Origin of the sequence: Pseudomonas sp. VI4.1 (assembly GCF_002029345.1) — a bacterium.
In the GTDB taxonomy this organism is placed as follows: domain Bacteria; phylum Pseudomonadota; class Gammaproteobacteria; order Pseudomonadales; family Pseudomonadaceae; genus Aquipseudomonas.
In genome coordinates, this window is sequence record NZ_MULM01000162.1 from 50,686 (window position 1) to 72,308 (window position 21,623).

General features: G+C 61.1%; 26 protein-coding genes. 23 read left to right on the forward strand and 3 right to left on the reverse strand.

Annotated elements, in window-relative coordinates:
• Positions 1 to 8: 8 nt before the first annotated feature.
• From BZ163_RS18845 to BZ163_RS18945, 21 genes are all read left to right on the forward strand, one after another.
• Positions 9 to 536: a YceD family protein gene (locus BZ163_RS18845; RefSeq protein WP_128872165.1), complete on the forward strand. Its 528-nt coding sequence runs from the start codon at positions 9 to 11 to the stop codon at positions 534 to 536.
• Positions 537 to 549: 13 nt separating this feature from the next.
• On the forward strand, positions 550 to 732 hold the full coding sequence (gene rpmF, locus BZ163_RS18850) for a 50S ribosomal protein L32 (RefSeq protein ID WP_008152339.1): 183 nt from the start codon (positions 550 to 552) through the stop codon (positions 730 to 732).
• A gap of 4 nt (positions 733 to 736) precedes the next feature.
• Positions 737 to 1,747, forward strand: coding sequence for a phosphate acyltransferase PlsX (gene plsX, locus BZ163_RS18855; protein WP_128872166.1), 1,011 nt, complete (start codon positions 737 to 739; stop codon positions 1,745 to 1,747).
• A 125-nt stretch (positions 1,748 to 1,872) separates the two neighbouring features.
• On the forward strand, positions 1,873 to 2,811 hold the full coding sequence (gene fabD, locus BZ163_RS18860; RefSeq protein ID WP_128872167.1) for an ACP S-malonyltransferase: 939 nt from the start codon (positions 1,873 to 1,875) through the stop codon (positions 2,809 to 2,811).
• 16 nt (positions 2,812 to 2,827) lie between these two features.
• Positions 2,828 to 3,571, forward strand: a complete 744-nt coding sequence (gene fabG / locus BZ163_RS18865; protein WP_007942004.1) for a 3-oxoacyl-ACP reductase FabG — start codon at positions 2,828 to 2,830, stop codon at positions 3,569 to 3,571.
• 191 nt (positions 3,572 to 3,762) lie between these two features.
• Positions 3,763 to 3,999, forward strand: a complete 237-nt coding sequence (gene acpP, locus BZ163_RS18870; protein ID WP_003175607.1) for an acyl carrier protein — start codon at positions 3,763 to 3,765, stop codon at positions 3,997 to 3,999.
• A gap of 109 nt (positions 4,000 to 4,108) precedes the next feature.
• Positions 4,109 to 5,353 carry a beta-ketoacyl-ACP synthase II gene (gene fabF, locus BZ163_RS18875; protein ID WP_128872168.1) on the forward strand — a complete coding sequence of 415 codons (1,245 nt, stop codon included), beginning with the start codon at positions 4,109 to 4,111 and terminating at the stop codon, positions 5,351 to 5,353.
• On the forward strand, positions 5,353 to 6,168 hold the full coding sequence (gene pabC / locus BZ163_RS18880; protein WP_128872169.1) for an aminodeoxychorismate lyase: 816 nt from the start codon (positions 5,353 to 5,355) through the stop codon (positions 6,166 to 6,168). The genes fabF and pabC overlap by 1 nt, the downstream gene beginning before the upstream one ends.
• 3 nt (positions 6,169 to 6,171) lie before the next feature.
• Positions 6,172 to 7,437 (forward strand): endolytic transglycosylase MltG, encoded by a 1,266-nt coding sequence (gene mltG / locus BZ163_RS18885; RefSeq protein WP_128872170.1) that lies wholly within the window; start codon positions 6,172 to 6,174, stop codon positions 7,435 to 7,437.
• A gap of 19 nt (positions 7,438 to 7,456) precedes the next feature.
• A complete protein-coding gene (gene tmk, locus BZ163_RS18890) occupies positions 7,457 to 8,089 on the forward strand; it encodes a dTMP kinase (RefSeq protein ID WP_128872171.1) in 633 nt (210 codons plus the stop codon).
• A complete protein-coding gene (locus BZ163_RS18895) occupies positions 8,082 to 9,068 on the forward strand; it encodes a DNA polymerase III subunit delta' (RefSeq protein ID WP_128872172.1) in 987 nt (328 codons plus the stop codon). Before tmk ends, BZ163_RS18895 begins: the two co-directional genes overlap by 8 nt.
• A 42-nt stretch (positions 9,069 to 9,110) precedes the next feature.
• Positions 9,111 to 9,467 (forward strand): PilZ domain-containing protein, encoded by a 357-nt coding sequence (locus BZ163_RS18900; RefSeq protein ID WP_128872173.1) that lies wholly within the window; start codon positions 9,111 to 9,113, stop codon positions 9,465 to 9,467.
• 14 nt (positions 9,468 to 9,481) lie between these two features.
• Positions 9,482 to 10,270, forward strand: coding sequence for a TatD family hydrolase (locus BZ163_RS18905; protein WP_128872174.1), 789 nt, complete (start codon positions 9,482 to 9,484; stop codon positions 10,268 to 10,270).
• A 384-nt stretch (positions 10,271 to 10,654) separates the two neighbouring features.
• Positions 10,655 to 11,293: a TetR/AcrR family transcriptional regulator gene (locus BZ163_RS18910; protein WP_008152317.1), complete on the forward strand. Its 639-nt coding sequence runs from the start codon at positions 10,655 to 10,657 to the stop codon at positions 11,291 to 11,293.
• A gap of 140 nt (positions 11,294 to 11,433) precedes the next feature.
• A complete protein-coding gene (locus BZ163_RS18915) occupies positions 11,434 to 12,402 on the forward strand; it encodes a GTP 3',8-cyclase MoaA (protein ID WP_128872175.1) in 969 nt (322 codons plus the stop codon).
• A gap of 263 nt (positions 12,403 to 12,665) precedes the next feature.
• Positions 12,666 to 13,271 (forward strand): DUF4823 domain-containing protein, encoded by a 606-nt coding sequence (locus BZ163_RS18920; protein WP_128872176.1) that lies wholly within the window; start codon positions 12,666 to 12,668, stop codon positions 13,269 to 13,271.
• A gap of 18 nt (positions 13,272 to 13,289) precedes the next feature.
• Positions 13,290 to 13,850: a DUF1285 domain-containing protein gene (locus BZ163_RS18925; RefSeq protein WP_128872177.1), complete on the forward strand. Its 561-nt coding sequence runs from the start codon at positions 13,290 to 13,292 to the stop codon at positions 13,848 to 13,850.
• A 227-nt stretch (positions 13,851 to 14,077) separates the two neighbouring features.
• Entirely contained in the window at positions 14,078 to 14,791 is a 714-nt protein-coding gene (locus BZ163_RS18930; RefSeq protein WP_128872178.1) for a GntR family transcriptional regulator, read from the forward strand.
• Entirely contained in the window at positions 14,788 to 15,786 is a 999-nt protein-coding gene (locus tag BZ163_RS18935) for an ADP-ribosylglycohydrolase family protein (protein WP_128872179.1), read from the forward strand. Before BZ163_RS18930 ends, BZ163_RS18935 begins: the two co-directional genes overlap by 4 nt.
• A gap of 248 nt (positions 15,787 to 16,034) precedes the next feature.
• On the forward strand, positions 16,035 to 17,501 hold the full coding sequence (locus tag BZ163_RS18940) for a cytosine permease (protein ID WP_128872180.1): 1,467 nt from the start codon (positions 16,035 to 16,037) through the stop codon (positions 17,499 to 17,501).
• The gene (locus tag BZ163_RS18945; protein ID WP_128872181.1) at positions 17,494 to 18,423 is read left to right on the forward strand and encodes a PfkB family carbohydrate kinase; all 930 of its coding nucleotides are present in this window, start codon (positions 17,494 to 17,496) and stop codon (positions 18,421 to 18,423) included. The genes BZ163_RS18940 and BZ163_RS18945 overlap by 8 nt, the downstream gene beginning before the upstream one ends.
• A gap of 196 nt (positions 18,424 to 18,619) precedes the next feature.
• Here BZ163_RS18945 and BZ163_RS18950 read toward each other — a convergent pair whose 3' ends face one another.
• The 3 genes from BZ163_RS18950 to BZ163_RS18960 form a co-directional block, all read right to left on the reverse strand.
• The gene (locus tag BZ163_RS18950) at positions 18,620 to 19,000 is read right to left on the reverse strand and encodes a Rho termination factor N-terminal domain-containing protein (RefSeq protein WP_128872182.1); all 381 of its coding nucleotides are present in this window, start codon (positions 18,998 to 19,000) and stop codon (positions 18,620 to 18,622) included.
• Between the two features lie 114 nt (positions 19,001 to 19,114).
• The gene (locus BZ163_RS18955; protein ID WP_128872183.1) at positions 19,115 to 19,369 is read right to left on the reverse strand and encodes a hypothetical protein; all 255 of its coding nucleotides are present in this window, start codon (positions 19,367 to 19,369) and stop codon (positions 19,115 to 19,117) included.
• Between the two features lie 44 nt (positions 19,370 to 19,413).
• Entirely contained in the window at positions 19,414 to 19,752 is a 339-nt protein-coding gene (locus BZ163_RS18960) for a hypothetical protein (RefSeq protein ID WP_128872184.1), read from the reverse strand.
• A 164-nt stretch (positions 19,753 to 19,916) separates the two neighbouring features.
• Here BZ163_RS18960 and BZ163_RS18965 point away from each other — a divergent pair, with 164 nt between their 5' ends.
• Both BZ163_RS18965 and BZ163_RS18970 read left to right on the forward strand, forming a co-directional pair.
• Positions 19,917 to 20,399 (forward strand): GNAT family N-acetyltransferase, encoded by a 483-nt coding sequence (locus BZ163_RS18965; RefSeq protein WP_128872185.1) that lies wholly within the window; start codon positions 19,917 to 19,919, stop codon positions 20,397 to 20,399.
• A 224-nt stretch (positions 20,400 to 20,623) separates the two neighbouring features.
• Positions 20,624 to 21,616: a 2-dehydro-3-deoxygalactonokinase gene (locus tag BZ163_RS18970; RefSeq protein WP_128872186.1), complete on the forward strand. Its 993-nt coding sequence runs from the start codon at positions 20,624 to 20,626 to the stop codon at positions 21,614 to 21,616.
• Positions 21,617 to 21,623: the final 7 nt, after the last annotated feature.

Below are 21,623 nucleotides of genomic sequence, written 5' to 3' on the forward strand. Positions count from 1 at the left end.
CTGCGCCTATGTTGAATGACCCGATTCCACCTCACGTTGACCCGCGCAAATTGGCTGACCGTGGCACCACCCTTCAAGGTGAACTGCTGCTGGCCGATTTGGAGAGACTCTGCGACCCGCTTTCCGACACTGTCGGTACGGTGCAGGCTAAATTCGTTTTTGAGCGAGATGAACGTAAGTCTGTGGTCATCCACAGCTTTATCGACACCGAAGTCAAAATGGTTTGCCAGCGTTGTCTTGAGCTGGTCACCCTGCCGATCCACAGCGAATGCAGTTATGTTGTGGTGAAAGAGGGTGCGAATACCCAGTCGTTGCCGAAAGGTCATGACGTGCTGGAACTGGGCGAAGATCCATTGGATCTGCAGTCACTGATCGAGGAGGAGCTTCTGCTCGCCTTGCCCATTGTGCCTGCTCATCATCCGGAAGAATGCCAGCAGCCGGCGGGTCTCGATGAGCCCGAACCGAGCGAGGACGAGGTAACGCGGTCCAACCCGTTCAGTGTATTGGCGCAGTTAAAGCGTGACCCAAACGTTTAGGAGTTAATCAATTATGGCTGTTCAGCAGAACAAAAAATCCCGCTCTGCCCGTGACATGCGTCGTTCGCACGACGCCCTGACGGCAAGCACTCTGTCTGTAGAAAAAACCACCGGTGAAATTCACCTGCGTCACCACGTATCGCCAGAAGGCGTATACCGTGGCCGTAAAGTGATCGACAAGGGCGCTGACGAGTAATCACTTGTCTGCTCAAGTCATCGCGATTGACGCAATGGGCGGGGACTTCGGTCCCCGCAGCATTGTTCAGGCCAGCCTTGCTTGTCTGAATGCCACGCCCTCGTTGCACCTGACCCTTGTCGGTCAACCCTCACTCCTTGAAGAATTGATCGCCAGCCAATCGGCTGTGGATCGCGCGCGCCTGTCGATTGCACCCGCGAGCGAAGTCATCACCATGGACGAAAAGCCGGCCCAGGCCTTGCGCGGCAAGCCCGATTCGTCGATGCGCGTGGCGCTGGAGCTGTTGCGCGACGGCAAGGTCCAGGCCTGCGTCAGTGCCGGCAACACCGGCGCGCTGATGGCGTTGTCGCGATTTGTCCTCAAGACGCTGCCGGGTATCGACCGGCCGGCCATGGTCGCGGCGATTCCGACGCAGAAGGGTTACTGCCAATTGCTCGATCTCGGCGCCAACGTCGATTGCAGCGCCGAGCATCTGTTGCAGTTTGCGGTGATGGGGTCGGTCGCGGCAGAAACCCTGGGTATCGTTCGTCCTCGGGTGGCGCTGCTGAACATCGGCACCGAAGACATCAAGGGCAATCAGCAGGTCAAGCTGGCGGCGACCTTGTTGCAGAGGGCCCGTGGGATCAACTACATCGGTTTCGTCGAAGGTGACGGTCTGTACCGCGGCGAGGCGGATGTGGTGGTGTGTGACGGTTTTGTCGGCAATATCCTGCTCAAGTCCAGCGAAGGCCTGGCGACCATGATTGCCGGGCGCATCGAAGCCCTGTTCAGAAAAAACTTTGCATCAAAAATAATCGGCGCAATGGCGCTGCCGCTGATGAAGCGGCTGCAAGCCGACCTGGCGCCTGCGCGGCATAATGGCGCAAGCTTCCTCGGGCTGCAGGGGATCGTCGTGAAAAGCCACGGCTCGGCCGGGGTTCAGGGCTTTCAGAGTGCCATTGCCCGGGCGTTGATCGAGATCCAGGAAAACCTGCCGGAACGGATCCACGGTCGTCTGGAGGATTTGTTGCTTTAGGCATTTTTGGCGGACAATGCTTAAATGTGACCGCTCAGTTCAATTGGCCATCCAATTGGCAGTTTTCTTGCGTCCCGGGGTGGGACGTCAATTCTTCGGCGACAAGATCATTAGGGGCTTGTTACATGTCTGCTTCCCTCGCATTCGTCTTTCCGGGACAGGGTTCGCAGTCCCTCGGCATGCTGGCCGAGTTGGGCGCGCAACATCCGCTTGTCCTCGACACTTTCAAAGAAGCTTCCGATGCTCTGGGTTACGACCTGTGGGCACTGACCCAGCAGGGGCCGGAAGAACAACTCAATCAAACGGATAAAACCCAGCCGGCCATTCTGACCGCCTCGATCGCCTTGTGGCGTCTGTGGCTGGCAGAAGGCGGCGCACAGCCGGCTTATGTCGCCGGCCACAGCCTGGGCGAATACAGCGCCCTGGTGGCGGCAGGCAGCCTGAGCCTTGGCGATGCGGTGAAGCTCGTCGAGCGCCGCGGCCAACTGATGCAGGAAGCCGTTCCAGCGGGGCAGGGCGGCATGGCCGCGATCCTCGGCCTGGAAGACGCCGACGTGCTGGCGGCCTGTGCCGAAGCGGCGCAAGGCGAAGTGGTCAGCGCCGTCAACTTCAATTCCCCGGGCCAGGTGGTCATCGCCGGTGCCAAGGCGGCGGTCGAGCGCGCCATCGAAGGCTGCAAGGCCCGTGGCGCCAAGCGCGCCATGCCATTGCCGGTCAGCGTGCCGTCGCACTGCGAGCTGATGCGTCCGGCCGCCGAGCGTTTCGCCGAATCGATCGCGGCGATCGACTGGCAGGTCCCACAGATTCCAGTGGTACAAAACGTCAGCGCCAACGTGCCGGCGGATCTGGATACCCTCAAGCGCGATCTGCTTGAGCAGCTCTACAAGCCCGTACGCTGGGTCGAATCGGTCCAGGCGCTGGCTGCCAGGGGCGCGACCCAACTGGTCGAATGCGGCCCCGGCAAAGTGCTGGCCGGCCTGAACAAGCGCTGCGCCGAAGGCGTGTCGACATCCAACCTCAATACCCCAGATGCTTTCGCTGCCGCCCGTGCAGCGTTGGCCTGAATCAGGAGAAGCTTGCATGAGTCTGCAAGGTAAAGTTGCACTGGTCACCGGTGCGAGCCGCGGTATCGGCCAGGCTATCGCCCTGGAGCTGGGTCGTCAGGGCGCCATCGTTGTCGGCACCGCGACCTCCGCGTCGGGGGCCGAGCGCATTGCCGCTACCCTGAAGGAAAACGGTATCCAGGGTACTGGCCTGGAACTCAATGTCACCAGCGATGAATCCGTCGCTGCAGTCCTGGCAAGCATTCAGGAACAGTTCGGTGCGCCGGCGATCCTGGTCAACAATGCCGGTATCACCCGCGATAATCTGATGATGCGGATGAAAGATGACGAATGGCATGACGTCGTCGATACCAACCTGAACAGTCTGTTCCGCCTGTCCAAGGGCGTTTTGCGCGGTATGACCAAGGCCCGTTGGGGACGAATTATCAGTATTGGTTCGGTTGTGGGTGCCATGGGCAACGCAGGCCAAGTAAACTACGCTGCGGCCAAGGCCGGTCTGGAAGGTTTCAGCCGTGCACTGGCACGTGAAGTCGGCTCGCGTTCGATTACGGTAAACTCGGTGGCCCCAGGGTTCATCGACACCGATATGACCCGCGAACTGCCCGAGGCGCAGCGTGAAGCCTTGCAGACGCAGATTCCGCTGGGCCGTCTGGGACAAGCTCAAGAGATCGCGTCTGTGGTCGCTTTTCTTGCATCCGACGGTGCGGCTTACGTGACTGGGGCTACAATCCCGGTGAACGGCGGGATGTACATGAGTTAAATGTGACGGATAGCTTCAAAAAAATGTCATACGAGCTGTCTAAAATCCGTTATAAAGCTGCAATCTATTTATAGGCAGAGGGCCACCGGGTTTGAGGAGTGAAGCTTTCAGTTGAAAAACTGAAAAGTCTTTCTATACACTTACCCACTGGCCAGCTGCCTGAATTTGTCCATTAGGAGTGAAAACAAGGTATGAGCACCATCGAAGAGCGCGTCAAGAAAATCGTTGCCGAGCAACTGGGCGTTAAAGAAGAAGAAGTGGTAAACACTGCTTCCTTCGTTGAAGACCTGGGTGCTGACTCCCTTGACACCGTTGAGCTGGTGATGGCTCTGGAAGAGGAATTCGAGACCGAAATCCCTGACGAAGAAGCCGAGAAGATCACTACTGTACAAGCTGCAATCGACTACGTTACCAGCCACCAGGCGTAACAGTTTGTAATCGTTGCTTGCTGTCATGGAAAAACCGCACTGCCATCACGGCGTGCGGTTTTTTCTTTAGGCCTGAGGCAAAGTCGTCATTTGAAAAAAGGAGAGTGCTGTGTCGCGTAGACGCGTCGTAGTCACCGGTATGGGTATGTTGTCGCCACTGGGCACGGATGTGCCGAGCAGTTGGCAGGGCATTCTGGCTGGCCGCAGTGGCATTGGTCTGATCGAACACACCGACCTTTCTGCCTATTCCACCCGTTTTGGCGGCTCGGTAAAGGGCTTCAATGTCGAGGAATACCTGTCGGTCAAGGAAGCTCGCAAGCTTGACCTGTTCATTCAGTACGGTCTGGCCGCAGGTTTTCAGGCTGTTCGCAACGCCGGTCTGGAAGTCACCGACGCCAACCGCGAGCGTATCGGCGTGGCCATGGGCTCGGGTATTGGCGGTCTGACCAATATCGAAGAAACCAGCCGCACCCTGCATGAATCCGGCCCGCGACGGATTTCTCCGTTTTTCGTGCCTGGCTCGATCATCAATATGATTTCCGGGTTCCTGTCGATCCACCTGGGTGCACAGGGGCCCAACTACGCCATCGCCACGGCGTGTACCACCGGTACACACTGCATCGGCATGGCGGCACGCAACATCATGTACGACGAAGCCGACGTGATGATTGCCGGCGGCGCCGAGATGGCGGCCTGCGGTCTGGGCATGGGCGGCTTCGGTGCCTCCCGTGCACTGTCGACCCGCAACGACGAGCCGACCCGCGCCAGCCGTCCATGGGACAAGGGCCGTGATGGCTTTGTGTTGTCCGATGGCGCCGGTGCGCTGGTGCTCGAAGAGCTGGAGCACGCCAAGGCCCGCGGCGCGACGATCTACGCCGAGCTGATCGGCTTTGGCACCAGTGGCGATGCCTACCACATGACTTCGCCTCCGGCCGATGGCGCGGGTGCTGCACGTTGCATCACCAATGCGCTGCGCGATGCTAGGATCAATGGCGATCAGGTCCAGTACATCAACGCCCATGGCACCTCGACGTCGGCGGGCGACCTTGCCGAAGCCTGTGCAATCAAGTCGGTGTTCGGTGATCACGCCTACAAGCTGGCGGTCAGTTCGACCAAGTCCATGACCGGTCACCTGCTGGGTGCGGCGGGCGCGGTTGAAGCGATCTTCAGCGTGCTGGCGATCAACAGCCAGGTAGCGCCGCCGACCATCAACCTCGATGAGCCGGACGAAGGCTGCGATCTCGATTTCGTGCCACACACCGCACGCAATATGGAGATCGATGTGGTGCTGTCCAACTCCTTCGGGTTTGGCGGCACCAACGGCTCGCTGGTGTTCCGCCGGTTTGCCGACTGATGGACAGCTGGGTCGACGGTCAGCCGGCTGACGCACTGTCGCTGAAGGATCGCGGCCTGGCTTACGGCGATGGTCTGTTCGAGACCATTGCCGTGCACCATGGCGCTCCGGTGCTGCTGGACCGGCACCTGGTGCGATTGGTCAAGGGTTGCCAGCGCCTGGCGATCAACCTCGACCACAGTGCGCTGCGCACCGAGTTATCGAGCTATGCCCAAGCGCTGGGTGAAGGCGTGCTCAAGCTGATCGTCACCCGTGGCGACGGCCTGCGCGGTTATGCACCGGATCCTTCGGCGCCGGCACGGCGCATTCTGCAAGGCAGTCCTCCCGCCGCGTATCCCGTGGCGAATGCGGAGCAGGGCGTGCGTCTGTTCCCCTGCTCGACACGCCTGTCCAGGCAGCCCCTGCTCGCCGGGCTCAAGCATCTCAATCGCCTGGAACAAGTCATTGCCCGCTCCGAATGGCAAGACTCCGAGCACGCGGAAGGTCTGATGCTCGATCAAGGCGGTCGCGTGATCGAAGGTGTGTTCAGCAACCTGTTCCTGGTGCGCGACGGGGTATTGATCACCGCTGATCTCAAGCGCTGTGGCGTGGCCGGCGTGATGCGGGCGGAATTATTGTTTCAAGCCGAGTCATTGGGCATCCCCACGCAAATCACCGACATCACCCTCGATCAGCTGCAATGGGCCGATGAAGTCTTTGTCTGCAACAGTGTGTATGGTATTTGGCCGGTGCGCGCCTACGCAGCACTGAGCTGGCCGGTTGGCCCGCTCACCCGTAAACTCCAAACCATTGCCCGCCTGCTACTGGATGCTTGATTCGTGAGACGTAAATTGTTGCTGCTGCTGGAAACCGGATTGGTTCTGGCGGGGCTGTGCCTGGGTGCTTCTGCCTGGAAAATCCATTCGGCGCTGCAACAACCGCTGAATATCACCCAGGAAGAACTGCTGGAGGTGCCCAAGGGCACCACGCCGACCCGCACCCTCTATCGGCTCGAAGCCGATGGCGTGATCAAGGATGCTTTCTGGCTGCGCGTTTACTGGCGCTTCAATCTCGCCCGGCAACCCTTGCACAAGGGCGAATACCGCATGCAGCCCGGCATGACAGTCGAAGGGCTGATCGACCTGTGGAAGCGCGGGGAAATCGTTCAGTACAGCCTGACCCTGGTCGAAGGCTGGAATTTCCACCAGGTCCGCGCGGCCTTGGCCAAAGAAGAAAAACTCGAACAGACCCTCGAGGGTCTGAGCGATAGCCAGGTCATGGAGAAACTGGGTCACGACGGGATTTTTCCGGAAGGCCGATTCTTCCCCGACACCTACCGCTACGTGCGTGGCATGACCGACGCCGAGCTGCTGAAGAAAGCTTACGACCGCCTCGACGAAGTCCTCGCCAAGGAATGGGGGCAGCGCTCGGCCGACGTGCCGTACACCGAACCCTACCAGGCGCTGATCATGGCTTCGCTGGTGGAAAAGGAAACCGGCGTGCCCCAGGAGCGCGGGCAGATCGCCGGCGTGTTTGTGCGGCGCATGGAAATGGGCATGCTGTTGCAGACCGATCCGACCGTGATCTACGGCCTCGGTGATCGTTACAACGGCAAATTGACCCGTGCCCACCTCAGGGAACCGACCCCTTACAACACCTATATGATTTCCGGTCTGCCGCCGACCCCGATCGCGATGGTCGGCCGCGAAGCGATCCATGCGGCTCTCAACCCGGTGGCGGGCAATAGCCTCTATTTTGTGGCCCGGGGTGACGGCAGTCACGTGTTCTCCGATGATCTGGACGCCCATAACAACGCGGTGCGCGAGTTCCAGATCAAGCGCCGCGCCGACTACCGCTCCAGCCCGGCACCTGCGAGCGCGCCGGAAGCGCTGGACGAGCAGATGCCGATTCCGGCCGCTTCGCCCAACATGGCCCCTGAGGCGTTGGAGCCAGTGTCGCCGCAAGCGCCTGCTCAGGTGACATCACCCGAATCACCTGCGCCTGTCGATGAACCGCCACAGGAGCCGTCATCAGCGCCGGCGCAACAACCCGCTGAAGAACCCGCTGCCGCGCCCGATGCGAGCGCGCCGCACAGCCCGCAATGACTTTGACTAAGGACTGCCTGTGACTGGCTTGTTTATTACTCTGGAAGGGCCGGAAGGCGCCGGCAAGAGCACCAATCGCGACTACCTGGCCGAGCGCCTGCGCGCCGCCGGTATCGAGGTGGTGCTGACCCGCGAGCCGGGTGGTACGCCGTTGGCCGAACGGATCCGCGAGGTGCTGCTGGCGCCCGTCGACGAAGTCATGAACCCCGACACCGAATTGCTGTTGGTGTTCGCCGCGCGAGCCCAGCATCTGGCCGAGGTGATTCGCCCGGCGCTGGCCCGCGGCGCCGTGGTCCTGTGTGATCGCTTTACCGATTCGACCTACGCCTATCAGGGGGGCGGCCGCGGCTTGTCGCTGGAGCGCATCGCCGCCCTGGAAACCTTTGTCCAGGGCGACTTGCGCCCGGACCTAACGCTGATTTTCGACCTGCCGGTTGAAGTGGGCCTGGCCCGCGCCAGTGCCCGCGGTCGCCTGGACCGCTTCGAACTCGAAGGCCGGACATTTTTCGATGCGGTGCGCAGTGCCTTTCTCAAGCGAGCCGAAGCGGACCCGGCGCGGTATGTCCTGGTCGATGCCGCCCAGCCGCTGACGCAGGTCCAGCGGGCGCTGGATACCTTGCTCCCGCGTCTGCTGGAGCTGGCCCGTGGCTGAAGCCTACCCGTGGCAGGACAGCCTTTGGCAGCAGTTGGCCGGGCGCAAGCAGCATGCTCACGCCTATCTGCTGCATGGCCCGGCCGGGATCGGCAAGCGCGCGCTGGCCGAGCGCTTGATGGCCAGTTTGCTGTGCCAGCGGCCGACCGCGCAGGACGCTTGCGGCGAATGCAAATCCTGCCTGTTGCTCAAGGCCGGCAGCCACCCCGACAACTACATCCTGGAACCGGAAGAAGCCGACAAGGCGATCAAGGTCGATCAGGTTCGCGAACTGGTCAGCTTCGTGGTCCAGACCGCGCAGATGGGTGGGCGCAAGGTGGTGCTGATCGAGCCGGCCGAGTCGATGAACGTCAACGCCGCCAATGCCTTGCTCAAAAGTCTTGAAGAGCCGTCCGGTGATACCGTGTTGCTGCTGGTCAGCCACCAGTCCAGTCGATTGTTGCCGACCATCAAGAGTCGCTGCCAGCAGCAGGCGTGTCCGCTGCCCAGTGAGGCGATGAGCCAGGCGTGGCTGGCGAAGGCCCTGCCGGACTGTTCGCCAGAGGAACGCGTCGAGTTGCTGACACTCGCCGCCGGGTCGCCATTGGCCGCGGTCAAGTTGCAGGCCCGGGGCGTACGCGAACAGCGGGCGCTGGTGGTCGACGGGGTGAAAAAACTGCTCAAGCAGCAGCAGTCGCCGACCCAGCTGGCCGAAGAATGGAAAACCATACCGCAGTTGCTGTTGTTCGACTGGTTCTGCGACTGGTCGAGCCTGATCCTGCGCTATCAGTTGACCCAGGATGAAGAAGGCCTCGGCCTGACGGACATGCGCAAGGTCATTCAATACCTGGCGCAGAAAACCGCGCAGGACAAAGTGCTCGCCATTCAGGACTGGATTCTCGCCCAGCGGCAGAAAGTGATGAACAAAGCCAACCTGAATCCGGCGCTGTTGCTGGAGGCGCTGTTGGTGCAATGGGCGTCCTTGCCTGGCCAGAAGTGACCGTTCGCGCATAGACTCTGAATATCAGCCGTGGAGATCAGCATGAATGAAGCCGTCAATCCGGGGCCTCGCAACGGCATTTTGTCCCTGACGATCAAGGACAAGTCCGTGTTGTATGCGGCGTACATGCCGTTCATCAAGAACGGCGGCCTGTTTATCCCGACCAACAAAAGCTACAAGTTGGGCGATGAGGTTTTCATGCTGCTGAACCTGATGGACGAGCCGGAAAAAATCCCGGTCGCCGGCACGGTCACCTGGATCACCCCTAAAGGCGCCCAGGGCAACCGGGCCGCGGGGGTCGGCGTACAATTCAATGAAGGCGACGATACCGCGCGCAGTCGCATCGAAACCCATCTGGCCGGAGCCCTGAAGTCCGACCGTCCTACCCATACGATGTAAGTTGCAGCCCTTTTATGCTCGTAGATTCTCATTGTCACCTTGATCGCCTCGACCTTGCCGCGCACGACGGTTCTCTGGATGCTGCGCTCGATGCCGCCCGTCAGCGCGGGGTCGGTCACTTTTTGTGTATCGGCGTCAGCGTCGAAAACGCTGCCGACGTCAAAGCCCTGGCCGAACGCTACGCCGACGTCGACTGCTCGGTGGGTGTGCATCCGCTGGATGTGCAACCCGGTGCGGCGCCAGCGCTGGAGTGGTTGCTGCAGGAACTGAATCACCCGCGCGTGGTGGCGATCGGTGAAACCGGCCTGGACTATCACTACGAACCGGAAGCGGCCGAGTTGCAGCAGCAATCGTTTCGTCTGCACTTGCAGGCGGCGCAGCAGACGGGCAAGCCGGTGATCATTCACACCCGTGGCGCCCGTGCCGACACCTTGAGTCTGTTGCGTGAAGCGGCGCTGCCTCAGGCGGGCGTCCTGCATTGCTTCACTGAAGACTGGGACATGGCGAAAGCGGCGCTGGACATGGGTTATTACATTTCCCTGTCCGGGATTGTCACGTTCCGCAATGCCGATGCGTTGCGCGACGTGGCGAGCAAAGTGCCCGCTGACCGCTTGCTGGTGGAAACCGATTCGCCATATCTGGCGCCGATCCCTTATCGCGGCAAGCCGAACCTGCCGCAGTATGTGCGGGAAGTGGCAGAGTTTCTGGCGATGTTGCGCGGTGAGCCCTATGAGCGGTTTGCCGAGCAGACCACGCAGAACTTCAAGCGCTTATTCCCGTTGGCGCATGTGAAACCGGTTTAGGGTCAACGCCGCCTTCGTGAGCAGCCTCGGCCCACAAGGCTAAATCGCAGGCAAAAAAAACCCGGGTTCTGGGGGGTGAATCCGGGTTAAGACCATTAGGAGTAAAACAAAGGCACGCGGTCCGTTGGTACCTATATCGGCGCGACACTTGGGGGAGATGCCCCGCCGACAGTTGAAGTATTGATCAGTATTGCGCCGAGTCCAGTTTAGCAGGGCGGGTTTTTAAACAATTTTGGAATACGCCCGCTTCGGAAGCGTTCTCATCAATTGCAAAGCTGCGTGAAATCATCATGAAACACAGATATGGTCGGATGATCCGTGCATTTTGGCGCAAGTTAGGCATAATACGCGGCTTCGAATTTTGACCCCTACAGACCTTTTCTTATGCATAAAGAACCTCGTAAGGTCCGTGAGTTTCGTCGCCGCGAGCAAGAAATTCTCGATACCGCGCTCAAGCTGTTCCTCGACCAGGGTGAAGACAGTGTCACCGTCGAGATGATCGCTGATGCCGTCGGTATCGGCAAAGGCACGATCTACAAGCACTTCAAGTCCAAGGCGGAGATTTATCTGCGCCTGATGCTCGACTACGAGCGCGATCTGAACGAGCTGTTGCATTCGGCCGATGTCGACAAGGACAAGGAGGCGCTGTCCCGGGCCTATTTCGAATTCCGCATGCGCGACCCGCAACGCTATCGGTTGTTCGACCGCCTGGAAGAAAAGGTGGTCAAGGGCAACCAGGTGCCGGAGATGGTCGAGGAACTGCACAAGATCCGCGCCTCGAACTTCGAACGCCTGACCCTGCTGATCAAGGGCCGGATCAGCGAAGGCAAACTCGAAGACGTGCCGCCTTACTTCCATTACTGCGCGTCCTGGGCGCTGGTGCACGGCGCCGTTGCGCTGTATCACTCGCCGTTCTGGAGCAATGTGCTGGAAGATCAGGAAGGCTTCTTCCAGTTCCTGATGGACATCGGCGTGCGCATGGGCAACAAACGCAAGCGCGATACCGACACCCCGAGCAGCTGAGCCATTCAGCTGCTTGATCGCGCCATGATTTAGCTACATGGCGCAGTACCTCAGGAATATACTCAGGCATAGGGCTTGCTAAAACTTGATTTCTGAGTCAAGTTTTACTCCGTCCGAATTTCCTTTTGCCGGAGTGATCCATGATCGTTGACCGTCAAGGCAGGCGTTTTCGCAATCTGCGGATCAGCCTGACTTCAGCCTGCAATTACGCGTGCACCTACTGCGTGCCTAACGGCAAGCGGCTGGTGGCTGCGCAGGATGAACTTTCGGCCGAGGCGATGGCCCGGGGCGTGGCCTATCTGATCGAAGCCGCTGGCATCGAGCGTTTGCGCATCACCGGCGGCGAGCCACTGGTCAGCCCCAAACTTGAAGCCTTCATGACAGCTGTCGGGCAGATGGGCCTTGAGGACATCAGCCTGACGACCAATGGTCAGTTGCTCGCGAAAAAACTGCAGCTGCTGGTGGATGCCGGCATCCGGCGCATCAACGTTTCCCTCGATACCCTGGACGCCAGTGCGTTTCGCAGCATTGCCCGCGGCGGCGATCTGGCGACTGTGCTCGACGGCATGGACCAGGCTTCGGCTGCCGGCATCAAGATCAAGGTCAACATGGTGCCGCTGCGCGGGCAGAACCTCGATCAGGTGATGCCGCTGCTCGAGTACTGCCTGGAGCGCGGCTATGAGTTGCGTTTCATCGAGCTGATGCGCATGGGCCACCTGGCCAGCGACTCCAATGCCTTCCTGCAGCAGTTCGTCAGTCTTGCGCAGTTGCTGAGCCTGATCGGCGAGCGCTACGAGTATTTGCAAGCTAACGCACCTGTAGACGCCACGGCAGTGCGTTATGAAGTTCCGGGGCAGGGTTACTTCGGCGTGATCGCCAACGAAAGCGTGCCGTTCTGCCGCACCTGTTCGCGGTTGCGCCTGTCCTCCACTGGCTGGTTGCATGGCTGTTTGTCGTCGAGCAATCGCCACTATGTGGGTGACCTGTTGGACAAACCGCGCCATCAGGCATTGCCGGCGCTGCAGCGCTTGCTGGTGAAAGCCCTGGGCGACAAGCAGGAAGTGGCGTTCTCCGGTGGCGCGACCATCATGAAAATTATCGGCGGCTGACAGGCCTCCTTCGCGAGCAAGCCCGCTTAAACACAAGGAGTACGCAAAACCCTGTAGGAGCCGGCTTGCTGGCGAACCAGGCGATGCGGTGTGTCAGGCATGCCCCCTTCGCTGGCAAGCCAGCTCCTACAGGGTTTTGCGTACACCTGAGCGAGGCTTGCCCGCTGAGGTATTCGAATAGGCAACCATGTACTTGAGCTGGCGCGGAAGCTGCATCCAACGCCCATTCGCCGGTTTTCCGTCACCGGCCTCTGGAGGGAAGGATGCGTAGCCTGGTTTTGCTGCTGGCCATTTTGGCGCTTGGTGGCTGCATGAAGGTCAGCGACATGGCCGAAGGCACTCGCTACCACATGAGCGACGCGGGTCTGCTCGACCATAGCGACAGCCGCCGAGCCAATAATCTGCGCATTCAGCCGGACTCCTTCGTCTACATCGCCCAAGGCGCCTTCGCTCCCCCGGGCAGTGCTTATCCACGCCCCAACGTGATCGCCGAAGTCGCCTTCGATGGCTTTATCGAATACTTCCCGATGGTGCGCCGGGCCCGCGTGCCGGAAGGTCTCGACCAGGCGATGGGCGAAGCCCGAGCCGCCGGTGCGCATTACCTGCTGTATACCCGCTTTGCCAAGTCCGATGACCGTATCGGCAACTCGGACGAATGGCTCGATCAGGAAGCCGTGGATCGACTCGGTATCGACAGTGGCGTCATTCAGATCATGTTGATCGAGACCAGCACCCAGTATTTGATTGATACTGCACGGATCAAGAGTCGTGGCGGTTTGCTGACGTTCCACGATACCAAGCCGGAAGACCTGATGGGCCCGCCGCTGGAGCAATATGCTCGTAGCTTGCTGGGGCTCAGCGACCACTAATTCAAGAAGGAGAACGCAATGAGTGGCCCGCAAAAAGCCAACGACCTGTTGGGGCAAATCCCCAAAACCAAAGGCTTGCCACCGGTCCACCTGTGGAATCCCGACTTCTGCGGCGACATCGACATGCGCATCGCCCGCGACGGCACCTGGTACTACCTGGGCACGCCGATCGGGCGCAAGCCGATGGTCAAGCTGTTCTCCACCATCATGCGTCGCGACGGCGATGACTACTTCCTCATCACCCCGGTCGAGAAAGTCGGCATCAAGGTCGACGATGCGCCTTTCGTGGCGATTGCCGTGGAGGTGGAAGGCGAGGGCGAGGCGCAGGTCTTGCGCTTTACCACCAATGTCGAGGAGACCGCCGAGGCCGGTGCCGAACACCCGATGCGGGTAGTGATCGACCCGGTGACGCAAGAGCCGGCGCCGTACGTGCATGTGCGCACCAACCTTGAAGCGCTGATCCACCGCAATGTGTTCTATCAGCTGGTGGAACTGGCCGTGACCCGAGAGATCGACGGGCAGCGCTGGCTAGGCGTCTGGAGTGGTGGCGAGTTCTTCCCCATCGGCCTCGAGCCGTAATACTATCCTTGTGGGAGCGAGCAAGCCCGCTCCCACAGGTTATATGTCGGCCGCATGATCCGGGCACGACACTTGACCTGTAGGAGCTGGCTTGTCGGATCGCCGCACCGCAGCGGAGGCTGCGTCACTGACGCAACCCATTATCACTGATCGACGCCTACACCCTCCCGTCACCTGCCTGAAATATTCCTTGCCCGCCCCAGCCCGTTTCGGTTATCACGTTGTACATGATTAGACAGGTACGATTTGACAAGAAACAACGGGTGGTCGACGAACTCATCCGGCGCATCGAAAGCGGCCTCCTGGAGGACGGCTTTCTATTGCCGGGCGAGCATCAGTTGGCTCAGGAATTCAAGGTCAGCCGGGGCACGCTGCGCGAGGCCCTGGCCGAATTGAAACGGCGCCATTACATCGCGACGCAAAGCGGGGTCGGCTCCATCGTCACCTTCGACGGTGTGGTACTCGATCAACGCAACGGCTGGGCCCAGGCCCTGGCCGACAGCGGGGCGCTGATCAATACCGAAGTGCTGCGGCTGGAGGCGGTGACCCGTCCTGACCTGCTGCCGCGCTTCGGCACCGACCAATTCATCACCCTCGACCGACGCCGGCGTTCCACCGACGGCAAGCTGGTCTCCCTCGAACGCTCACTGATGCCCGCCACCGGAGGCCTGGAAAGCCTGCCGCGGGTCGGCCTGATCGATAACTCCCTGACCATCACCCTGGCCGCCTACGGCTACATCGGCGAGCGCGGCGATCAATGGATCGGCGCCGAACCCCTGAATGCCGAAGACGCCGAACTGCTGGGCCGCCCCCCAGGCACGGTATTCCTCAAAGCCTTGCGCACCACCTACGACCGGAAAAACCGCTTCATGGAGCAGGTCGAAAGCCTGCTCGACCCGGTGCATTTTCGCCTGCACCTGCAATTTGGCCAGTCACAATGACCGCACTCAACCGTGCCCTGGGCGCATTTTATGGCCTGGCCCTGGGCGATGCGCTGGGCATGCCGACGCAATCCCTGAGCCGCGCCGAGATCAAGGCGCGCTTCGGCGAAATCACCGATCTGCAGGACGCCGGCCCGGATCAGCCGATCGCCGCGAACATGCCCAAGGGCTCGATCACCGACGACACCGAACAGGCGATTCTGGTCGGCCAATTGCTGGTCGAGGGCGAGGGCTTGATCGACCCGTCAAGGCTTGCCCGGCGGCTGATCGAATGGGAAGCCGAGATGCAAGCCAAGGGCTCACAGGACTTGCTCGGCCCGTCGACCAAGCGGGCGATCGAGATGATCCTCGCCGGCCATTCACCGGAAGAAGCGGGGCGTTACGGCTCCACCAACGGCGCGGCCATGCGCATCACGCCAGTCGGGATCGCGGCGGATGTCGCCGCTCCTGAACCTTTCATCCAGGCCGTGGTGCAGGCCTGCCAGGTTACCCACAACACCACGCTGGGCATTTCCAGTGCGGCGGCGGTGGCGGCGGTGATCTCGGCCGGGATTAACGGCATGGACCTGGGCGAAGCCTTGAACCTTGGCCAGCAAATGGCATTGCAAGCGGAGGGGCATGGGCACTGGGTCGCGGGCGGACGCATCGCTTCGCGCATCAGTTGGGCACGGACCCTCAGTGTCGACAGCGATCGGGCGATGCTCGCCGATTTGCTGTATGACGTGATCGGCACCTCGGTGGCGTCTCAGGAATCGGTGGTGGTGTCGTTTGCCCTGGCCCAGCAAGTGGCCATTGGCGAAATGAACGCCTTCGAAGCGCTGTGCATGGCGGCGAGCCTGGGGGGTGACACCGATACCATCGCGGCGATTCTCGGGGCGATGCTCGGGGCCTGCCTGGGGCTGGAGAGCTGGCCGGCGGCGATGATCGAGCAGGTCAAGGCTGTTAATCATCTGGAGCTGGAGCCTTTGGTAAAAGGACTTTTAGCTTTGCGTTGACCGGACTGGCCTCTTCGCGAGCAAGCCCGCTCCCACATGGGTTATGCAGCGCACATAATCTTGTGCATGGCACAGATCTAATGTGGGAGCGGCGGTGCGGCGGTCCGACTTGCCCGCGATGGGCGCGCCGCGCACTCAAACTTTTCACCCGCAATGGAGCGCACGAATACGGCCAGGACCGCCGGGATGTTGTTTCGTCTTCCGAAATTGCCCACAACCACAACAAAGGCAACTGGAGTATTGTTTTCATGAGTTCATCGACCGCCGGGCCAAGCGCCGGGCAACTGGAAACCCGGGGCATCGAACCGGTACCGGAGGCGGAGTGCAACGGCCATCCGCTGCAACTGTTCTGGGTCTGGTTCGCCGCCAACATTTCCATCCTCGGCCTGCCGCTGGGTGCGACCCTCGTGGCGTTTCGCGGCCTGGCGATCTGGCAGGCGATGATCGTCGCGATCCTCGGCGCCGCCGGTTCGTTTGCGGTGGTCGGCATCATCTCCATCGCCGGCCGGCGGGGCCGGGCTCCGAGCCTGACCCTGTCGCGAGCGATCTTCGGCGTACGCGGCAATATCGGCCCGACCCTGGTCTCGCTGATGTCGCGTCTGGGTTGGGAAACGGTCAACACCACCACGGCGGCATTTGTGTTGCTGTCGTTGTGCTCGATCCTGTTCGGCTCGCCAGTGGAAGCCAAAAGCGCACCGCTGCTGACCCTGGTGTTCATCGCGATTTTCGTGCTGCTGACGTTGTCGGTCTCCGGCCTCGGCCATGCCACCTTGCTGGTGATCCAGAAGTGGGCGACCTATGTGTTCGGTGCGCTGAACATTCTGGTGGGCGGTTTCCTCTGCGCGACCATCGACTGGAGCGCCGTGTTCAACGCCACGCCGGCACCGCTGAGCGCCATGATCATCGGTATCGGCACCATGGCCGCCGGCACCGGCATCGGTTGGGCGAACGCCGGTGCCGATATGTCGCGCTACCAGCACCGCAGCGTCAAGGCCGTGCGCCTGGTCGCGTCGGCGGCGTTCGGTGCGGGGATCCCGCTGGTACTGCTGATCACCCTCGGCGGGCTGCTGTCGGTGGGCAACAACGACCTGGCCTCGGCCACCGATCCGATCGTCGCGATCCGCGACATGCTGCCGACCTGGATGGCCGTGCCGTACCTGATGACCGCATTCGGCGGGCTGCTGCTGTCGAACAACCTGTCGGTGTACTCCGCCGGCCTGACCACCTTGACCCTCGGCCTGAAGGTCAAGCGCGTCTACGCCGTGGTGGTCGATATCGTTGCGATCTTCGCCGGTTCGATCTACTTCATGCTGATTGCGGACAGCTTCTACGGTCCGTTCATAACCTTCATTTCGCTGCTGGCCGTGCCCATCACGGCGTGGGTCGCGATCTTCGTGGTCGACCTGATTCATCGTCACTACTACAGCCCCAAGGATCTGCTGGACGTCAGCCCGAGCAGCGCCTACTGGTATCGCGGCGGCGTCGAGTGGCGTGCGTTCGGTGCGTGGGCCGTAGCGATCGTGCTGGGTTTCAGCTTTACCACCCTCGGCACCACCGAACAGAACGTCTGGTTCCGCGGCTTCCTGTCCGACTCCTGGCTGGGCCATAACGGCTTGGGCTGGATCGTGACCTTCCTGGTGGCCGGCGGGATTTACTGTGTACTCGGCGGGGCAAGGGATCGCCGCGCCGCGTTGCTAGAGAATGCTCATGCCTAGATTGCTGCATACCGGCCAGGTCATCATCGACCTGGTCATGGCCGTGGATAAACTGCCGCAGCCGGGCGGTGACGTGCTGGCGCAATCCGCCCGTTTCGAAGCTGGCGGTGGCTTCAATGTGATGGCTGCCGCCCAGCGTAACGGTTTGCCGGTGATTTACCTGGGGCGCCACGGCACCGGACGTTTCGGCGATCTGGCCCGTGAGGCGATGAACGCGCAAGGCATCCGCCTCGGCATCGCCGACTGCGCCGAGCGCGATACCGGGCTGTGCGTTGCGGTAACGGACGCGTCGGCCGAGCGCAGTTTCATTTCCTATATCGGCGCCGAGGGCGAGTTGACCGCCGAGGACCTGGCGAGTGTGCCGGCCGAGGCGGGCGACTATGTCTACGTCAGTGGCTACAGCCTGTTGCATCGCGGCAAGGCGCAGGCGCTGGTGGATTGGGTGCTGGCGTTGCCGGGCGGGATCAAGGTGGTGTTCGACCCGGGCCCGTTGGTGGAGTCGCCGGATGCGCCGTTGATGCAGGCCTTGCTGCCGCGCATTGATCTGTGGACCAGCAACAGTGTCGAGGCGCTGCGGTTTACCGGCGCGCCGGACATCGGCGAAGCCTTGAACCGGTTGGCTGATCATCTGCCGGCCGAGGTGCTGATAGTGGTGCGCGATGGGCCGCAAGGGTGCTGGATCAGCCGGCACGGCGAGCACCGGCATGTGCCGGGGTTCAAGGTCGAGGCGGTGGACAGCAATGGTGCCGGGGATGCGCATGCCGGGGTATTCGTGGCCGGGTTGGCACAGGGGTTGGCGGCAGGTGAGGCGGCGCGGCGGGCGAATGCGGCGGCGGCATTGGCGGTGACCCGGTGGGGGCCAGCGACTTCGCCCGGGACTGCCGAGGTGGATGAGTTGATCAGCAACATCTCCGGCGCCTGATCCACCGCTTTCGCGAGCAAGCCCGCTCCCACGGGATTTTGTGTCGATCACCCATATTTGGTGAGATTCAGATCCCCTGTGGAAGCAAGCTCACACCAAGGATTGTGTTGATCATCAATATTTGGTCAAACGCAGATCTACTGTGGGAGCGGGCTTGCTCGCGAAGGGGCCCTCAAAGTCAGCGCATCATTCAGCGTCAACCCGCCTTGCGCAACGCCTCGATCAACTCCTGCTTGCGCATGCTCGACCGCCCCGGAATTTTCTTCGCCGTGGCTTCCTTACGCAAACTGTCCACGGTCTGGGTATCGCGCGAAGCCTTGCTGTTGCGCGAATGCCCCTCACGGCTGGCCACTGCGCGTCGGGATGACTCCTGGCGATCTTCGGACTTGGCGCTCGCCGGTTTCTTGCGTCCAGAGCCCCCTTTGCGCTCACCGCCACCCGACTGCTTGTTGACCGTGGCCCAGGCGCGAGCTTCTGCTTCATCTTTGGCGACACCTTTTTTCTCGTAGCTGTCTTCGATGTGCTCGGCCTTGCGTTTCTGTTCGGCGGTGTACTTGTCTTTGCTTCCACGAGGCATGGGATTTCTCCTTGCTTCAGGATGTATATCCGTAGGAACTGGCGGACACTGCGATCTTCTGATCTTCAAGTATTCAAAGGCAAAAGATCGCAGCCTGCGGCAGCTCCTACACGGTTAGATGTCCAGCTTGCGCGCTGCTTCAACCCCGGCAGCACTGAGTTTGATCGGCAAGTTGAGCGCGTGTTCACCGGCCTCGTTGCAGGTCACATGACCGTGTTGAATCAACCCGCGTTCCTGCAGCGTGGCAAGGGTGCTGGCCACGACTTTCTCCCCCCGGTAATTGTCCAGGACCTCCTTGCCCAGCCCACTCGGGTGGGCGTGCAACAGGCGGGTCAGGACTTCTTTTTCAAGGTTTTGGTCGACGTTCATGCTTACCTCTTTATGCAGGTGAATAAGTCGCTCGCGTGGGCGAACTATTGACTGACACCGCCTTCGGAACCGGAACCACCGGTGGTGGTTTTCGAGCCGACGCCGGTGTCGGCGTTATCGGGTGTCCGGGTGTCCGGCTGGTTCATGCCACCTTGACGGCCCGCGTCATTGCCCTGAGTCCGTGGGTCGGTACCGGTGGAGGGCGGCAGGCTGCTGTCGACGCCCGTACCGTTGGTGTTCGTGGCGGGTGCGCTTTGGATGGCGGGGGCTTCAGGGCTTTCGACCGGGTTGGTCGGGCCGGTGCCGGAGGCGGTGGTGGCGGCGGAAGCGGCGCAGGACATCAGGGTGGCAAGAGCGAAGGCGGACAACCTGGACGTGATCATGCTGGTGTCTCCATTTTCGAATGAGAGTCCTTACCTGTTATTGGTCCGGTGCCGATTTGGATTGGTGCCTGATGAACGACGAACGGTTCAAACCGGCAAGCTCTCTCGCCACAACATGCGCAGCGACTTAGTATGGCGTTTTCAATTTTGACGAAGGCACGTCCATGACCATCGAGATTCGCCCGGCGACCCCCAGCGATGCACCGCAAATCCTCGCGTTCATCACTGAACTGGCCGACTACGAACGTGCCCGCCACGAAGTCATCGCCAGTGTCGCCGACATCGAGCGCAGCCTGTTCAGCGAAGGCGCCACGGCCCACGGCCTGATCTGCCTGCGCGACGGCTCGCCGATCGGCTTTGCGGTGTTCTTTTTCAGCTATTCCACTTGGCTGGGCAGCAACTGCCTGTACCTCGAAGACCTCTACATCACCCCGCAACAGCGCGGTGGTGGCGCGGGCAAGACCTTGTTGCGCCATCTGGCAAAAATCGCCTGCGCCAATGATTGCGGGCGGTTCGAGTGGAGCGTGCTGGATTGGAACAAACAGGCGATCGAATTCTACGAATCCCTTGGTGCGCAGCCGCAGGAGGAGTGGGTGCGGTATCGGATGGATGGGGCGGTGTTGCGGGATTTTGCCCAAGGTATCTGATCGCACGCGACACGCTTTAAAGATCGCAGCCTTCGGCAGCTCCTACAGATTCGGTGTGCGCCGCAACATCGCGCCCGACCACGATCCCTGTAGGCGCTGCCGAAGGCTGCGATTTTTTTTGTCGATGCTCAATATATGGGATGCATATTTATATATTGAGATTTAGGCCCTTGCGGGTTTATAGTCCAGCTCACTCACTGCCAATAAACAGAACAGGTGAATCGATGCTGGCGCAATTGATCGCGCTCGATTGGGGGACAACCTCATTACGTGCTTACAAACTGGGCCAGGATGGCCAAGTGCTCGAACAGCGCTCGCTGTCGTCGGGCATCATGCAACTGCCCAAAGCACCACGAATCGTCGCCGGCCGGGCATGCACCGATGGTTTTGAGCTGGCCTTCGATGAGGCCTGCGGTGACTGGCTCGACGCGCAGCCCGCTTTGCCGGTGATTGCCTGCGGCATGGTCGGCAGCGCCCAGGGCTGGTGCGAAGCGGCCTACCGCGATACCCCGGCAAACGTCGCCAGTCTCGGCACCGCCCTGCACACCCTGCGCAGCACTCGCGGTGTCGATGTGCACATCGTGCCGGGCGTTATCCAGCGTTCGCCTTTACCTAATGTGATGCGCGGCGAAGAAACCCAAGTGCTGGGCGTGCTGCAAAACCTGCCAGTGGATTGCGGCAACGATCTGTTGATCGGCCTGCCGGGCAGTCATTCGAAATGGGTGCAAGTCGCCGACGGCTGCATCGAGCATTTCGATACCTTCATGACCGGCGAAATCTTCGCCGTGCTCAGCGAACACAGCATTCTCGGGCGCACCCAGCAACGCGGTGCGTCTTTCGATGGCGCCGCCTTCGATCGCGGAGTGCAAGTGGCCTTGTCGGCGGACGGCGAGATCGGCCCGCTGTCGACCTTGTTCAGCGCCCGCAGCCTCGGGCTGACCGGCGAGCTGAGCGCCAGCGCGCAACCGGATTACCTGTCCGGCCTGCTGATCGGCCATGAGCTGTCGGCCTTGGCCAATGTCCAGCGCCGGCGCCGCAACAGCGTGCATCTGCCCTCGATCATCCTCATCGGTAATGCCCAACTGTGTGCCCGCTACACCCGGGCACTCGACGCCTGCGGGTTTGCCCGGGTGACCCTGGCCGAACAGGCCACCGAACGCGGGTTGTGGCAGCTGGCGATCGCCGCCGGACTGATGGCCGCAACCCCATCCCGTTAAACCTGAC

Excerpts from the sequence above, each read along its gene's own strand:
- BZ163_RS18845 (WP_128872165.1), top strand. The coding sequence starts at position 9 with ATGTTGAATGACCCGATTCCACCTCACGTTGACCCGCGCAAATTGGCT.
- rpmF (WP_008152339.1), top strand. The coding sequence starts at position 550 with ATGGCTGTTCAGCAGAACAAAAAATCCCGCTCTGCCCGTGACATGCGT.
- fabD (WP_128872167.1), top strand. The coding sequence starts at position 1,873 with ATGTCTGCTTCCCTCGCATTCGTCTTTCCGGGACAGGGTTCGCAGTCC.
- fabG (WP_007942004.1), top strand. The coding sequence starts at position 2,828 with ATGAGTCTGCAAGGTAAAGTTGCACTGGTCACCGGTGCGAGCCGCGGT.
- acpP (WP_003175607.1), top strand. The coding sequence starts at position 3,763 with ATGAGCACCATCGAAGAGCGCGTCAAGAAAATCGTTGCCGAGCAACTG.
- pabC (WP_128872169.1), top strand. The coding sequence starts at position 5,353 with ATGGACAGCTGGGTCGACGGTCAGCCGGCTGACGCACTGTCGCTGAAG.
- BZ163_RS18900 (WP_128872173.1), top strand. The coding sequence starts at position 9,111 with ATGAATGAAGCCGTCAATCCGGGGCCTCGCAACGGCATTTTGTCCCTG.
- BZ163_RS18905 (WP_128872174.1), top strand. The coding sequence starts at position 9,482 with ATGCTCGTAGATTCTCATTGTCACCTTGATCGCCTCGACCTTGCCGCG.
- BZ163_RS18910 (WP_008152317.1), top strand. The coding sequence starts at position 10,655 with ATGCATAAAGAACCTCGTAAGGTCCGTGAGTTTCGTCGCCGCGAGCAA.
- BZ163_RS18915 (WP_128872175.1), top strand. The coding sequence starts at position 11,434 with ATGATCGTTGACCGTCAAGGCAGGCGTTTTCGCAATCTGCGGATCAGC.
- BZ163_RS18920 (WP_128872176.1), top strand. The coding sequence starts at position 12,666 with ATGCGTAGCCTGGTTTTGCTGCTGGCCATTTTGGCGCTTGGTGGCTGC.
- BZ163_RS18925 (WP_128872177.1), top strand. The coding sequence starts at position 13,290 with ATGAGTGGCCCGCAAAAAGCCAACGACCTGTTGGGGCAAATCCCCAAA.
- BZ163_RS18930 (WP_128872178.1), top strand. The coding sequence starts at position 14,078 with ATGATTAGACAGGTACGATTTGACAAGAAACAACGGGTGGTCGACGAA.
- BZ163_RS18935 (WP_128872179.1), top strand. The coding sequence starts at position 14,788 with ATGACCGCACTCAACCGTGCCCTGGGCGCATTTTATGGCCTGGCCCTG.
- BZ163_RS18940 (WP_128872180.1), top strand. The coding sequence starts at position 16,035 with ATGAGTTCATCGACCGCCGGGCCAAGCGCCGGGCAACTGGAAACCCGG.
- BZ163_RS18945 (WP_128872181.1), top strand. The coding sequence starts at position 17,494 with ATGCCTAGATTGCTGCATACCGGCCAGGTCATCATCGACCTGGTCATG.
- BZ163_RS18950 (WP_128872182.1), bottom strand. The coding sequence starts at position 19,000 with ATGCCTCGTGGAAGCAAAGACAAGTACACCGCCGAACAGAAACGCAAG.
- BZ163_RS18955 (WP_128872183.1), bottom strand. The coding sequence starts at position 19,369 with ATGAACGTCGACCAAAACCTTGAAAAAGAAGTCCTGACCCGCCTGTTG.
- BZ163_RS18960 (WP_128872184.1), bottom strand. The coding sequence starts at position 19,752 with ATGATCACGTCCAGGTTGTCCGCCTTCGCTCTTGCCACCCTGATGTCC.
- BZ163_RS18965 (WP_128872185.1), top strand. The coding sequence starts at position 19,917 with ATGACCATCGAGATTCGCCCGGCGACCCCCAGCGATGCACCGCAAATC.
- BZ163_RS18970 (WP_128872186.1), top strand. The coding sequence starts at position 20,624 with ATGCTGGCGCAATTGATCGCGCTCGATTGGGGGACAACCTCATTACGT.